Source organism: Shinella sp. GW835-FHT14H05 (assembly GCF_058793575.1).
This window is the reverse complement of sequence record NZ_JBXAFY010000002.1, coordinates 255,738-269,746: the sequence shown is the minus strand read 5'-3', so window position 1 is coordinate 269,746 and position 14,009 is coordinate 255,738. Positions and strand designations below refer to the sequence as shown.

General features: G+C 63.2%; 9 protein-coding genes. 6 read left to right on the top strand and 3 right to left on the bottom strand.

Going from position 1 to position 14,009, the window contains the following annotated elements; translation table 11 throughout:
• Positions 1-47: 47 nt before the first annotated feature.
• A complete protein-coding gene (locus tag AC1Q6Z_RS08660; protein ID WP_492647468.1) occupies positions 48-1,004 on the bottom strand; it encodes an AraC family transcriptional regulator in 957 nt (318 codons plus the stop codon).
• Positions 1,005-1,245: 241 nt separating this feature from the next.
• Between AC1Q6Z_RS08660 and capB the strand changes: the two genes are divergently transcribed.
• The 4 genes from capB (at position 1,246) to AC1Q6Z_RS08640 (ending at position 7,951) form a co-directional block, all read left to right on the top strand.
• Entirely contained in the window at positions 1,246-3,006 is a 1,761-nt protein-coding gene (gene capB, locus AC1Q6Z_RS08655; protein WP_492647467.1) for a caprolactamase subunit beta, read from the top strand.
• Positions 3,007-3,018: 12 nt separating this feature from the next.
• Positions 3,019-5,100 (top strand): caprolactamase subunit alpha, encoded by a 2,082-nt coding sequence (capA, locus tag AC1Q6Z_RS08650; protein WP_492647466.1) that lies wholly within the window; start codon positions 3,019-3,021, stop codon positions 5,098-5,100.
• Positions 5,101-5,132: 32 nt separating this feature from the next.
• On the top strand, positions 5,133-6,488 hold the full coding sequence (locus AC1Q6Z_RS08645) for a purine-cytosine permease family protein (RefSeq protein ID WP_492647465.1): 1,356 nt from the start codon (positions 5,133-5,135) through the stop codon (positions 6,486-6,488).
• A gap of 101 nt (positions 6,489-6,589) precedes the next feature.
• The gene (locus AC1Q6Z_RS08640) at positions 6,590-7,951 is read left to right on the top strand and encodes an amidase (RefSeq protein ID WP_492647464.1); all 1,362 of its coding nucleotides are present in this window, start codon (positions 6,590-6,592) and stop codon (positions 7,949-7,951) included.
• Here the strand turns inward: AC1Q6Z_RS08640 and AC1Q6Z_RS08635 are convergent.
• Together AC1Q6Z_RS08635 and AC1Q6Z_RS08630 are read right to left on the bottom strand one after the other, a co-directional pair.
• Positions 7,948-8,325 carry a VOC family protein gene (locus AC1Q6Z_RS08635; RefSeq protein ID WP_492647463.1) on the bottom strand — a complete coding sequence of 126 codons (378 nt, stop codon included), beginning with the start codon at positions 8,323-8,325 and terminating at the stop codon, positions 7,948-7,950. The two genes, AC1Q6Z_RS08640 and AC1Q6Z_RS08635, sit on opposite strands and share 4 nt — an antisense overlap.
• Positions 8,326-8,437: 112 nt before the next feature.
• Entirely contained in the window at positions 8,438-10,198 is a 1,761-nt protein-coding gene (locus AC1Q6Z_RS08630) for a peptidoglycan D,D-transpeptidase FtsI family protein (protein WP_492647462.1), read from the bottom strand.
• Between the two features lie 495 nt (positions 10,199-10,693).
• On the opposite strand from AC1Q6Z_RS08630, the gene AC1Q6Z_RS08625 reads away from it, so the two are divergent.
• On the top strand, positions 10,694-12,643 hold the full coding sequence (locus AC1Q6Z_RS08625; protein WP_256114704.1) for a PrkA family serine protein kinase: 1,950 nt from the start codon (positions 10,694-10,696) through the stop codon (positions 12,641-12,643).
• 36 nt (positions 12,644-12,679) lie between these two features.
• Entirely contained in the window at positions 12,680-13,999 is a 1,320-nt protein-coding gene (locus tag AC1Q6Z_RS08620; protein ID WP_492647461.1) for a YeaH/YhbH family protein, read from the top strand.
• Positions 14,000-14,009: the final 10 nt, after the last annotated feature.

The following is a 14,009-nucleotide window of genomic DNA, read 5'->3' as shown; positions in this document are numbered from 1 at the left end:
AACATAAGCGCCGCAACTAATGGGAAGGGCGGAGAGATTCGCCCTTTTCAGCGTCGTTTCTGGCATTCGGCCCGGAACTCTCCCGGCGGCATGCCGAACTGCGCCTTGAAGACGCGGGAGAACTGGGTCTGGTCGCCAAAGCCCCAGCGATAGGCGATCTCGGCGGCGGTCTGGACATTGTCCGGGTCTTCGAGCGCCTCACGGCAGGCGGCCAACCGCTGGTCGCGGATCCAGCTCCTTACCGTCTCGTTGGTGTCGCGGAACAGCTCGTGAAGGTATCGGGTGGAGATGCCGCAGGCGCTCGCGATGCGGTCCGGGTCGAGGCGGAAATCCTGAAGATTGGCGCGGATATAGGCCTCGATGCGGGCGAGGTGGGCGGTGCGCACGGTCGAATTGCCTGAGGCGAGCACCCGGTCGTCGGCCTTGATCGCCAGCACGAGCAGGTCGACGAGCTGGCGGCCGACCGTCGCCCGCGCCTCCTGCGTCATCCCGTCGAAACGGGCGGGCAGGAGATGCAGCATGTCGGTGAAGAGGCCGCCGGCGCCGTTGTTCGCCTCGAACTGAAGGGTGCAGAAGCGGTCGGGTGCGCGCATCCGCCCGCCAAGCGCATCGGCCTCGACCTTCAGCACCCACATGTCCGCGGCTTCCGCATGGCTGAACTGGTAGGGCTCGCTGCTGCGCTCCAGGAAGAACCCGCCCGGCCGGCATTTGACGTCGCGACCGCCCTGGGAAAAGAACACTTCCGCCTTCGCCGGCACGGTGACGAGGAACTCCTCCTCGCGCGCGGCGCGAAAGTGATGCGGCAGGCGCAGATATTGCAGCGCGTCGCAGGTGAGGCGCGAGATCGACACGTCGCCGAAGTCCCATGTCGTCAGGTCGCCAGAAAATCCGTCGGCATCGCGAAAGCGAAGGTCGAGCGGAAAATAGGCCGAGGCGATGGCCTCGTGCCAGTGGCGGCTGCGGTCCGGTGCGCGTGTCGCGCTTGTGGTGATGCTCGTCTTCATGCGGCTTCCCCTCTTGCAACAAAGGTATGCACATGGCCGCTGCCCGGCAATGAAAATGGCAGACTGTGCGTTCTGACGCAATTTGTTGTTCCCGCGCTGCAAAGACCGGAGCGGAAAACTCTGCCTAGATTGGACCAGCTTCAACGGTGCGACAGATACCGGCGGCTCCGGGAACAGACATTTCGACCTATCCACGCGGTTTCCAGACCGTCGGTTCTCGCCCTCAACCAGCGTGAACACGATGCTTCATACCCAGACTTCGAAAGTAGACCCGATCACGCTCTCGGTCGTGCGCGGCATGCTCGAGACGACACAGCGCGAAATGACGCTCGCGCTGGAAAAGACCGCGCGCTCCTCGGTCTTCAACCTGGCGCACGACTATTCGACGGCGCTGTTCAATGCGCGGCCGGAAATGATCCTGCAAGGCCAGGACATTCCGATCCACCTCGGCTCGCTCATTCCGGCCATGAAGGCAGTCGCCGGCTTCTTCGGCGACGACATCCACGAGGGCGACTTGATCCTCCACAATGACCCGGCCTTCGGCGGCAGCCACGCCATCGATACCTGCATGTACAAGCCGGTCTTCTATAAGGGCGAACTGGTCTACTGGACCGTCTGCAAGGGGCATCTCACCGATATCGGCGGCCCGGTACCGGCTGGCTACAATCCCAATGCGACCGAGATCTACGCCGAGTGCCTGCGCATTCCGCCGGTCAAGATCTGGGATCGCGGCAAGCCGCGCAACGACGTGCTCAACATGATCTTCACCAACATGCGGGCACGGCGCGACCAAGAGGGCGACTTCCGCGCCCTCATCGGCGCCTGCCAGGTCGGCGAGCGCAACCTCATCGCCATGCTCGACAAATATGGCAAGGAGCAGGTGGATACCTGCGTCGACACGCTGCTCGACATGGCCGACCGGCACATGCGCACGCTGATCGCCACCGTGTCGGACGGCACCTATGAGGGGGCGGCCATCCTGGAGGATGCCGGTCATGGGTTTGGTGATTTCGAGATCAAGGCAACGGTCACGATCACGGGAGATAGCTGCCATATCGCCATCGATAGCCCGCCGCAGATCCCCTATTTCATCAACTCCTACGAGGGCAATTCGCACTCTGGCGTCTATCTCGGCCTGATGATGTTCGCCGCCCTGCCGCCGCCCTACAATGAGGGGCTCTATCGCTGCGTCAGCGTCGATTTCGGGCCAAAGGGCACGCTGTGCAACGCGCAGGAGCCGGCACCGCATATGAACTGCACGACGACGCCGATGGAGACATTGACGGACGCCGTGCGCCTCGCCTTCGAAAAGGCGATGCCCTCCAAGGTCTCCGCCTCCTGGGGCCATGCCAACGGCCTCAACATTGCCGGCCGCGACGCCCGCACCAACGAAGAGTTCGTGACCATGGTGCTCGCCACCATCATTTCCGGCGGCGGTGCGACGCCGAAGCAGGACGGCTGGCATGCGGTCGGCCCGGAATGCTGCTTCGGGGCGCTCAACTCGGGTGATGTGGAACTGCTCGAATATTCTTATCCGATCATCATCCACCGCTATTCGCTGATGACCGATTCCGGTGGTGCCGGCAAATTCCGCGGCGGCTCGGGCACGGCCTGGGAAGTGGAACCGCTCAACGGCGACATGCTGTGCATCGGTTTTGGCGAGGGACGCCGCATCCCGGCGATGGGTGCTGCCGGCGCGAAGTCCGCGGTGGTCGATACCAAGGTCGGGCGCGTCGAGCTGCGCCGCGACGGCGCGGTGCAGGTGGAGCGCAAGAACATCATCGAGACGATCAAACCGGGCCAGACCATCACCAACCTCAATCCGGGCGGCGGCGGCTACGGCAATCCGTTCGAGCGCCCCGTGGAGAAGGTGGTCTCAGATGTGCTGAACGGCCTCGTCTCGATTGCGGGTGCGCGCGCCGATTACGGCGTGGCGATCGCTGACCGGGAGACCCTTGCGGTCGACCGTGCCGAAACCGAACGGCTCAGAGCCATTGCCTAAGGAAGACGAAACATGACCCTGTATTCCTACCGCCTCGGCATCGACGCCGGCGGCACCTTCACCGATTTCGTCATCGCCGACCGCGCCAGCGGAGAGGTCAAGCTGTTCAAGGCGCTCTCCACGCCGTCCGATCCCACACGGGCGATCGAGAACGGTCTCGGGCTGATCGCTGCCGATCTTGCCCGGCCGATCGAGGATATCATCGCCAACTGCGACCTCTGCATCAACGGCACCACCGTTGGCCTCAATGCGCTCATTACGCATCGCGGCGGCAAGACGGGGCTGATCTGCACGGCGGGCCACGAGGATTCCATCGAGATCCGCAACGGCCACAAGGAAGACGGCTTCCGCTACGATCCCGAATATCCGGCGGCGACCATGCTCGTGCCGCGTTATCTCCGGCGCGGCGTGCGCGAACGCATCCTCTCCGACGGATCCGTGCGCACGCCGCTTCATGAGGAGGACGTGCGCGACGCCTGCCGGCTCTTCCTGAAGGATGGCATCGAGACCGTCGCCATTTCCTTCGTCTGGTCGGTGCTCGATCCGCGGCATGAGGCGAGGGCCGCCGAGATCGTGCGCGAGATGATGCCGGATGCGATCCTCACCGTCGGCAGCGAACTCTATCCCCAAGTCCGCGAATATACGCGTACCTCGACCGCGGTGACCAATGCCTATCTGGCGCCGGTCATGCGCCGCTACGTCGCCGCCGTGGACGCCTATTTCCGCAAGCTTGGCGCCAAGCAGCCGGTGCGTTACTTCCAGTCGAATGGCGGGCTGGCGGTCGGCCAGGTGATGACCGATCGCTCCGTCTACGCCATCAATTCCGGCCCGGCATCGGCGCCCCAGGCGGGGCTTTATGCCGGTGCACCCTTCGACCAGAAGAACGTCATCACCGTCGACATGGGCGGCACGTCCTTCGACATCACGCTGACCCGCAACGGCCAGACCAACCTCAACAAGAACATCGACTTCCTGCGCTATCGTATTGGTGTTCCGATGATTCAGGTCGAGACGCTGGGAGCGGGCGGCGGCTCGATCGGCTGGATCGATCCGCTCGGCCTGCTCCAGGTCGGCCCGCAATCGGCAGGCTCCGAACCCGGCCCCGCCTGCTACGGCCAGGGCGGCGTAGAGCCGACCACGTCCGATGCAAACCTCGTGCTCGGCTACCTCAATCCCGACGGTTTGCTCGGCGGCAAGCTGCCGCTCGATATCGAGAATGCACGCACGGCAGTTGCCAGGGTCGCGGAGCCGCTCGGCATCTCCGTCGAGCAGGCGGCCTATGGCATGTTCGCGATCGTCAACAACAGCATGGTCAACGGCATCCGCCGCGTCTCGGTCGAGCGCGGCTACGATCCGCGGGATTTCGTGCTGGTGGGGGCAGGCGGCGCCACGGCGGCGCATATCACCGCGCTGGCACGGGAGATGGGCATCGACACGATCATCCTGCCGAAACTCGCCTCGGGGCTCTGCGCCTTCGGCCAGATCATCTCCGACGTGAAATACAACTACATGGCACCCGCGCCGGTGCGCCTCGACAATGCGGCCGCCTATGAACGCATCGACAGCCTGTTCCGCGAGATCGAGGCCAAAGGTGTCGCCCATCTCGAAGCGGACGGCTTTTCGCCGGAGGCGATCGATATCAAGCGCTCGATTGACATGCGCTATGTCGGCCAGGTGCACGAATGCACGGTGGACATCGGCACCTTTGCCATCGACGAAAGCACGATCGACCAGGTGAAGGATGCTTTCCACGCCCGGCATGAGGAACTCTACACCTATGCCGAACGCCACAGCGCGGTCGAAGTCGTCAACCTCGAATCCACCATCTACGGCCGTATCGAAAAGGTCCGCCCGCCAAAACTTGCCGAAGGCGGCGGCGCGGAGCAGGCGCTGAAGGGTTTTCGCGAGGCGATCTTCGACCAGTCGGGCAAGGCCAATTCCACGCCGATCTATGACGGCGGGAAGCTCGGGGCGGGCGCCCGCATCCACGGCCCCGCCATCATCGAGGAGGTGACGACGACCATCGTCATCGAGCCCGGCTGGACGAGCGTGCTGCACGAAAGCGGCAGCTACCTGCTGACACGAGCAAATTGACGGATCTACCTGAAACAAAAGAGGGGATTGCAATGGCAGGCAATGTATCGGCGACCGAAGCCGACAATTCGGACTTTTCCGGCGTGGCGGTGCCACCGAACGCCCGCATGCAGAAAGGCGGGCTGACCATGGCCTGGTGGGCGGTGTGCAGCGCCGTCTTCTACATCGTGGTCGGGGCGGCGATGGCGCTCAACTTCGGCACGCGCAATGCCATCATCGGCATCGTGCTGTCCGTCGTCGTCTATGGCGTCATCAACGCGGTGCTCAGCCGCTTCGCCATCCGCACGGGCCTTTCCGTGGCGCTGTTCTCACGCGTGCTGTTCGGCAATGTCGGGTCGGGGCTGGCGACCCTCATCTTCTGCGCCACGGCGATCTATTATGCCGTCTTCGAAGGCTCGGTCATCGCGGTCGGCATCAACACCATCCTGCCGTCGATTTCCTATCCGGTCGCGGCACTGATCGTCGTGCTCTATAGCGTACCGCTGATCTTCGGCAGCATGCAGAGCTGGCTCGACAAGTTCAACGGCGTGCTGCTGCCGTTCTACATCCTCGGCCTCGTCGTCGCGGTGGCACTCGCCATCAGCGAATACGGCTACAGCGACAAATGGCTGAACCTCGGTCCCGAGACGGGTGCGCCGGCCGGCGGCTGGTGGTCTTGCTTCGTCTATTACATGGGCGTCTGGGTGCTGATGATGTTCACCTTCGACTATGCCCGCTTCGGGCGCGGGGAGGATGCCGGTTATCACGCCTGGTTCAACTTCGGCATGCCGTTCTACGCCATGGCATTCCTGGTGAGCGGTCTCTTCGGCATGTTCATGATCGGCACGGTGCCGGATCTCGGCGCCCTTTCGGAGGTCAGCGTGCTGCTGGCGCTTCTGAAGCTGATGGGCATCTGGGGCCTGCTTTTCGTCTGGGTCACGCAGACCCGCATCAACACGGCGAATTATTATCTGGCCGCCGTCAACATGGAGGCGCTCGTCCAGCTCTTCGGTCGCTTGCCGTTCGGCCGCGTCGGCTGGGCCATCGCGGTCGGCATCGTGGTCTATGTGCTGATGCTCGCGGACGTCTTTTCCTATCTGCTTCAGGCGCTCGCGTACCAGGGCATCTTCGTCGTCGCCTGGGTGGCGGTAGCGATGGCGCATATTCTGATCGACCGCTACAGCGCGCTGGTGGGGCAGGCGATCGAATACCGCTCCAGCCATGTGCCGGCCTTCAATCCGCTCGGCATCGGTGCCTGGTTCATCGCAGCCGCCATCGGCATCTGGCTGCATGTCTGGGGCGGCAGCTACGCCGAGCTTTCGGCGCCGGCAACCGCCGTCATCGCCTTCGGCATCTACGCCGCCGGACTGACGCAGGCGCGCCGCTCCTGGTTTCTCGCGGCCGGTTGACGATGGCGGCCGTGCCTCTTCGGAGGCACGGTTTACTTGCTTTATGGTTGACGCTCTCGACGCGAACCTGTTGAAACGGTCCATCAAAAGCAGAAAAGGACATGCCGATGGAGCCGCGGTCGATTGCTCAGCTTTCCGTACTCCTGCAAGCGGGCGCGGTCGATCCCGTCGCGCTTGCGGAGGAGACGCTGGCCGCCATCGAGGCCTATCCGGATGCCGCGCTCTTCACGGTTCTGCTGAAGGACCGGGCTAAAGCGGAGGCCGAGGCTTCCCGCCGCCGCATTCGCGAAGGGCGCTCGCTCGGTGTTCTGGATGGCGTGCCGATCGCCTGGAAGGACCTTTTCGACATTCAGGGCTTGCCGACGACCGTCGGCTCCCGCGTGCTGAAGGGCAGCGAACCGGCAGGCGAGGATGCCGCCGTGGTGCAGGCGCTTGCGGGCGCCGGCATGGTCAGCGTCGGCCGCGTGAACATGAGCGAGTTTGCCTTTTCCGGCCTCGGCATCAATCCGCATTACGGCACGCCGCGCAACCCGGCTTCGCCGGCGGGCGAACATCGTATTCCGGGCGGCTCCTCGTCCGGCTCCGGCGTTGCGGTCGCTGCCGGCCTCGTTCCCGTTTCCATCGGCACGGATACCGGCGGCTCGGTGCGCATCCCCGCCGCCTTCAACGGCATCGTCGGCTACAAGGCGACGCGCGGGCGCTATTCCATGAAGGGCGTGTTCCCGCTGGCTAAGAGCCTCGATGCGCTCGGGCCGCTCTGCCGCACCGTGCAGGATGCGATCTGGGTCGATGCGGCCATGCGCGGGCTGCCATCCGCCGACGCGCTGCCACGCCCCTGCATCACAGACCTTTCTTTCGTCATCCCCGAGACCGTGTTCTTCGACGGCGCCGAACCCGAAGTCGTCGCGGCCTTCGAGGCGACCGTCGCGCGGCTGGCAAAGGCGGGCGCCCGTGTCCGCCGCGAGGCTTTTCCGGAATTCTCCGCTATCTTCGACCTGATGGCCAAGCATGGCGCGCTGGTGACGGCCGAGGCCTTCGTGCTGCACCGCGAGCGCATCCAGGGGGCGGCCGCGGCCGAGATGGACCCCCGCGTCGTCAAGCGCACGCTGCTCGGGGAGAAGATCACGCTCGCCGATTATCTCGAAACGCTGGCCGCGCGCGACAGGCTGATCGCGTCCTTCGAGGAGCGGCTTGGGCCGGACAGCATCCTGATCAGCCCGACGCTCCCCCATGTCGCGCCGCAGATCCAGCCGCTGCTGGACGATGAGGACCTGTTCTTCCAGGTGAACGGCAAGACGCTGCGCAACACGTTGATCGGCAATTTTCTCGACTGGTGCGGCGTGTCGCTGCCCTGCGGCACCGGTGCTGCCAGCATGCCCGTCGGGCTGCTTCTGTCGGGGCCGAGGAATAGCGACGGACGGGTGCTTGCGGCCGCTGCCACGGTGGAAGGCCTGTTGCGCTAGGCGGGCACGGGTTCGGAAAAGACGGCTTCCAGCAGAGGGCCGCCGGGCATCTGCAGGAAGAGGCGGCGCTCGGCGATGTCGGCGAGATCCATCGGCGAATAGCGGATGCCGAGGCGATCGAGCTTTGCGCGGAAGGCGGTATAGTCCGTCATGCGCAGGCCGACATGATCGATGGCTTCTGCCGCGCGATCCTGGCCCGCTCCATGGGACCCGATGATGTGAACGATCGGCTTGCCTTCGCTGTAGAGCCAGCAGCCCGGAATGTGCCGGATCGCCGCCGGTCGCTCGCCTTCCTCCAGATCGAAGACCGTGCGCATGAATTCCCGGGCGCCTGCGATATCGCGGGTTCTGATGGTGACGTGGTCGATCTGCATGGCCGGTTCCTTTCGACAATCAGATACGGCCTCTGGATCGCTCTTATAATTGGGCGGCATCTGAAATCAGAATTCGGTTTCACCGTCGAATGGCGCTTCGCACCGCGTGGGCTCAGTAATCGACCAGCAGCATTTCCGCATCCGGTTCGCCGAAGCGCGGCTTGACGCCCAATAGCGGCGCGACGCGGCGGATGATGGCCTGGATCATCGGGGCCGCCGTGGAGGCTGCCGTTCGCCCGCCTCGTTCGCCCGTGCGCGGCGCATCGATGATGGAGAGCACGATGTATCGCGGCTTGTCCATCGGGAAGGCGGCGACGAAGGCGTTGAAGTTGATGTTCTTGGCGTATCGGCCGTTGATCACCTTGTCGGCCGTGCCGGTCTTGCCGCCGACGTGAAAACCCTCCACCTGCGCGCCACGGCCGGAGCCCTTCTGCCCGTTCCAGTCATAGAGGAAGCGCATTTCCGCGCTCGTCTTCTCCTTGATGACGCGACGGGCGAGCGCCTGCGCCTCTTCCTTCGAGCGGGGCAGGAAGGTCGGCTGGTGGAGGTATCCGCCGTTCATCAGCGCTGCGGCCGCAACCGCCGTCTGCAAGGGCGTGGTGGCGACGCCGTGGCCGAAGGAGATCGTGACCGAGTTGATCTTCTTCCATGTCTGCGGCTGGGTCGGCGTCGCGACGCCGGGCATTTCCGTGTCCAGCTTGGACAGAAGGCCGAGCCGCGTGAGGAACTCGCGGTGCCCATCGATGCCGACCATGTCGGCGACCGCCGCCGTTCCGATGTTGGAGGAATACTGGAACACTTCGGGGATGGAGAGCGGGCGGTTTTTACCCTTGAAATCGCGGATGGTGAAACCGCCCATGCGGATCGGGCGGGAGGCATCGACGACGGAATTCAGCGAGATCTTGCCCTCGTCCAGCCCCATCGCCAGCGTGAAGCTCTTGAAGGTCGAGCCCATCTCGAAGGTCGCGTTGCTGATGCGGTTGAACCAGCCCTTTTCATAGGCCTTGTCGACGCTGCCGTCCGGCAGCATCCGGGAGGGCTCGTTCGGGTCGTAATCGGGAACCGACGCCATCGCCAGCACCTCGCCCGTCTCCACGTCGAGGATTACCGCGCCGGCGGCCTCGGCTTCGTAGTCGGTCATCGCCCTTGCGACGACGTCGCGCACGATGTTCTGGACGCGAAGGTCGATCGACAAGGTCACCGGCGCCAGCCGCGTATCATCGGTGAGACCGGACGCGCGCAGGTCCGCAAGACCCTGCTGGTCCAGATAGCGCTCCATGCCCGCAAGGCCCTGGTTGTCGACATTGACGTGGCCGACGATATGCGACGCCGTGGCGCCGCCCGGATAGAACCGCCGCTTTTCCGGGCGGAAGCCGATGCCGGGAAGCCCAAGCGCCAGGATATCCGCCTGCTGCTTCGGCGTCAGCTGACGTCGCAGCCACTGGAACGCGGTCTGGGAGCGCAGCTTCCTATGCGTGTCGCTCCAGTCGATGTTCGGAACGACGAGTGCCAGTTTTTCCACCACTTCGTCGGCATCGATGATGCGGCGCGGATCGGCGTAGAGTGACACCATGTTGAGGTCGGTCGCCAGCAGTTCCCCGTTGCGGTCGACGATGTTGGGGCGGGAGGCTACCGCATCGACATTGCTGCCGATCGATGCGGACAGGATCGGCTCGGAAAGGCCGTATTGGAGGAGGCGCACGCCGACCGCCACGTAGATCGCGCAAAAGGCGGCGATTACGATCGCGACGCGCAGCCGCGCCTGTTTGCGGCGGCGCGCATTGGTGCCGATGAACGCTTCGCGCTCGGCATTGCGGCCCTGTTTGACAACGAAATGGGCGCGGCTTTTGAGCCGGATGACGAACGAAATCATTCCAACACCATTCCCCAGCGCCACGACGATCGAATGGCAGGACCCTGCATGCGCAAGGCGAGGAAACCAAGGAAAGAGTTGGTGAAGGGCAGTGCTCGATTAAATTTGCATTAATATACATTTAAAGTCGTGCCGGTCGTCTTAACGAACCGTTAGCCGCCTTGCCGGGGACTTTTCGGCCGCGGTCTCCGACTCGTCCCTTGCGAGACTGAGCGGGGGAAAAATCATGCAACTCAAATCACTGTTACTATCGTTCTGCCCGTAACAATATATCATACTGAGTCGATGCCTCTCCTTGCATGGCTTTGGATGGGCGCAGTCTTGGAATTGATTGAACGTGGCCTGTTAGAACGTCGTTTCGCCTTTGTTTGCGCTTAAGATTCGGCATGTGTTGCAGCCGGAGTCGGGGAACAAAACCCGCTCCTGATCCGTTTAATAACTGAGATGGCGGGCGACTACGACGGCGATATCGCCCGGCGACCGCAGGAGGGTTCTATGCGAACCAGTGGCAGCGATATTTTCGACCTTTTTTCAGAGACTTACGCAAGCGAAGCGCAAGAGGCGCTCAGCCTGCAGGAATATCTCCTAGCCTGCCGTGATGACAAGAGCATGTATGCCACGGCGCCAGAGCGCATGGTGGCAGCGATCGGTGAACCGAAACTGGTCGATACCAGCGCCGACGAGCGGCTCGGCCGCGTCTTCGCCAACCGCACCATCAAGATCTATCCATCCTTCGCCGATTTCTACGGCATGGAGGATACGATCGAGAGGATCGTCGGTTATTTCCGCTATGCGGCGCAGGGGCTGGAGGAGCGCAAGCAGATCCTTTATCTCCTTGGCCCGGTCGGCGGCGGCAAATCCTCCCTTGCCGAGCGGCTGAAGAAGCTGATGGAGCAGCAGCCGATCTACACGCTCGCCATCGACGGCAAGATCAGCCCCGTCTTTGAATCACCGCTTGGCCTGTTCAGCCGCGATCGCATGGGCGAGCTGCTCGAAGACAAATACGGTATCGCGCAACGGCGTCTCACCGGGCTTATTTCGCCTTGGGCGACGAAGCGGCTGGACGAGATCAACGGCGACATCTCGAAATTCAGCGTCGTCAAGCTCATGCCCTCGCGGCTGCGCCAGATCGGCATCGCCAAGACGGAACCGGGCGACGAGAACAACCAGGACATTTCCACCCTGGTCGGCAAGGTCGATATCCGCCAGCTCGAAAATTACAGCCAGGCCGATCCCGACGCCTATTCCTACAGCGGCGGCCTCAACCGCACGACGCAGGGGCTTCTCGAATTCGTCGAAATGTTCAAGGCGCCGATCAAGGTGCTGCATCCACTGCTCACCGCCACGCAGGAAGGCAGCTACAACGGCACCGAGAATTTCGGGGCCTTTCCGTTCCAGGGCATCGTGCTTGCCCATTCCAACGAGTCGGAATGGCTGCAGTTCAAGCACAACAAGAACAACGAGGCGTTTCTCGACCGTATTTTGGTCGTCAAGGTGCCCTATTGCCTGCGGGTCACCGAGGAGCGGCTGATCTATGAAAAGCTACTGCGCGAAAGCGAGCTTTCCGCCAGCCCCTGCGCGCCGGAAGTGCTGGAGAATCTCAGCCGCTTCACAGTCGCCACGCGCCTTACGCCACACGAAAATTCGCCGACCTACACCAAGATGCGCGTCTATGACGGCGAGAACCTGAAGGATACCGATCCGAAGGCGAAATCCCTGCAGGAATACCGCGATGCCGCTGGCGTCGACGAGGGCATGACGGGCGTCAGCACGCGATTTGCCTTCAAGGTGCTGTCCGAGACTTTCAACTACGACACCAAGGAGGTCGCGGCCGACTCGGTTCACCTGATGTATATCCTCGAACAGGCGATCCGGCGCGAGCAATATCCCAAGGAGGTCGAGGCGAACTATCTCGATTTCATCCGCTCCGAAATCGCCAGCCGCTATGCCGAGTTCATCGGCCACGAGATCCAGAAGGCCTATCTCGAATCCTATAGCGAATACGGCCAGAACCTGTTCGATCGCTATATTTCCTATGCCGATGCCTGGCTCGAGGACCAGGACTTCAAGGATGCCGATACGGGCCAGATCCTCAACCGCGAGATCCTCGACAGCGAGCTCTCGCAGATCGAAAAACCCGCCGGCATCGCCAACCCCAAGGACTTCCGCAACGAGGTCGTGAAATTCACGCTGCGTGCCCGCGCCCGCAACGGTGGGCGCAACCCCGCCTGGACCAGCTACGAGAAGCTTCGCGAGGTGATCGAGAAGCGCATGTTCGGCCAGGTCGAAGACCTCCTGCCGGTCATCAGCTTCGGCTCGAAGAAGGATGGTGCGACTGAAAAGCAGCACGCCGAATTCGTCCAGCGCATGACCGAGCGGGGCTATACCGTGCGCCAGGTCCGGCGGCTCGTCGATTGGTACATGCGCGTCAACAAGGCCGGCTAAGAGTACCGGATTTGGGGCTGGAGTAGGGGATGGCGCATGCCGAATTTCATCGATCGCCGGCTTAACCCGAAGGACCGGAGTCTCGGCAACAGGCGGCGTTTCCTGAAACGGGTGCACGACGAGTTGAAGCGTACGATCCGCGACAAGGTCAAGTCGGAGAAGATCGCCGATATCGACGCCGCTCATGGCGTTCCCATTCCCAAACGCGGCGCGGACGAGCCGAGCTTCCAGCATTCCGGAGGGAGCGGCGAGCGCAATTATGTGCTGCCGGGAAACGAGGTCTTTTCGCCCGGAGACCGCATCCGCAAGCCGGAGGCGGGCGCGGGAGGTGGCGGCGGGCGTGGCCGTGGGCGCGGCGAGGATGCGGACGATTTCCTCTTCGTGCTGTCGCGCGAGGAGGTGCTTGACCTCTTCTTCGAGGATCTGGAGCTTCCCGACATGGTGAAGCTGAACCTCAAGGAAACCGTCACCTACAAGTCCCACCGCGTCGGCTTTACGACATCGGGCACGCCGAGCAACATCAATGTCGGGCGGACGATGCGCAACAGCTTCGGCCGGCGTATCGCCCTGCGGCGGCCGGGCGAGAAGGAAATCGCGGCGCTTAGCGAGGAGATCGCGGCGCTGGAAGCCGAGGCGGAGCCTTCCCGCCAGCAGCGCCAGCGGCTGAAACAGCTGCGCGAGGACCTTGACCTGCTGGAACGGCGGCGCCGCCGGATCGCCTATGTCGATCCCGTCGATGTGCGCTTCAACCGGTTCGAACGCCAGCCCCTGCCCAATGCGAGCGCGGTGATGTTCTGCCTGATGGACGTCTCCGCCTCGATGGGCGAGCGCGAAAAGGATCTCGCCAAGCGCTTCTTCGTCCTGCTGCACCTGTTTCTCAAGCGCCGCTACGAGCGCATTGAAATCGTGTTCATTCGCCACACGGACGAGGCGCGGGAAGTCGATGAGGAGACCTTCTTCTTCAGCAAGCAGAGCGGCGGCACGGTCGTTTCCACCGCGCTGGAGGAGATGGTGCGCGTCATCACGGACCGCTATCCCTCGAATATCTGGAACATCTATGCGGCCCAGGCGTCCGACGGCGACAATGCCAGCGGCGATTCCGAGCGCTGTGCCACGCTGCTGCGCGATACGCTGATGAAGCTCTGCCAATATTACGCCTATGTCGAAATCATCGACGAGCGCGAAAGCGAGATCTTTGGCACGACGGACAACGGCACGTCGCTGTGGCGCGCCTACCGGACGGTCGACGGCGCGGTGCGGAACTTCCAGATGACGCGCATCGCGCGGCCGTCGGACATCTATCCGGTCTTCCGCAAACTCTTTGCCCGGAACCAGCCCGACCAGCTGCGCCGGTGAAGGAGGAACG

Coding starts and splice junctions, on each gene's coding strand:
- AC1Q6Z_RS08660 (WP_492647468.1), bottom strand. CDS start 1,004: ATGAAGACGAGCATCACCACAAGCGCGACACGCGCACCGGACCGCAGC.
- AC1Q6Z_RS08620 (WP_492647461.1), top strand. CDS start 12,680: ATGCCGAATTTCATCGATCGCCGGCTTAACCCGAAGGACCGGAGTCTC.
- AC1Q6Z_RS08625 (WP_256114704.1), top strand. CDS start 10,694: ATGCGAACCAGTGGCAGCGATATTTTCGACCTTTTTTCAGAGACTTAC.
- AC1Q6Z_RS08640 (WP_492647464.1), top strand. CDS start 6,590: ATGCCGATGGAGCCGCGGTCGATTGCTCAGCTTTCCGTACTCCTGCAA.
- AC1Q6Z_RS08645 (WP_492647465.1), top strand. CDS start 5,133: ATGGCAGGCAATGTATCGGCGACCGAAGCCGACAATTCGGACTTTTCC.
- AC1Q6Z_RS08630 (WP_492647462.1), bottom strand. CDS start 10,198: ATGATTTCGTTCGTCATCCGGCTCAAAAGCCGCGCCCATTTCGTTGTC.
- capB (WP_492647467.1), top strand. CDS start 1,246: ATGCTTCATACCCAGACTTCGAAAGTAGACCCGATCACGCTCTCGGTC.
- AC1Q6Z_RS08635 (WP_492647463.1), bottom strand. CDS start 8,325: ATGCAGATCGACCACGTCACCATCAGAACCCGCGATATCGCAGGCGCC.
- capA (WP_492647466.1), top strand. CDS start 3,019: ATGACCCTGTATTCCTACCGCCTCGGCATCGACGCCGGCGGCACCTTC.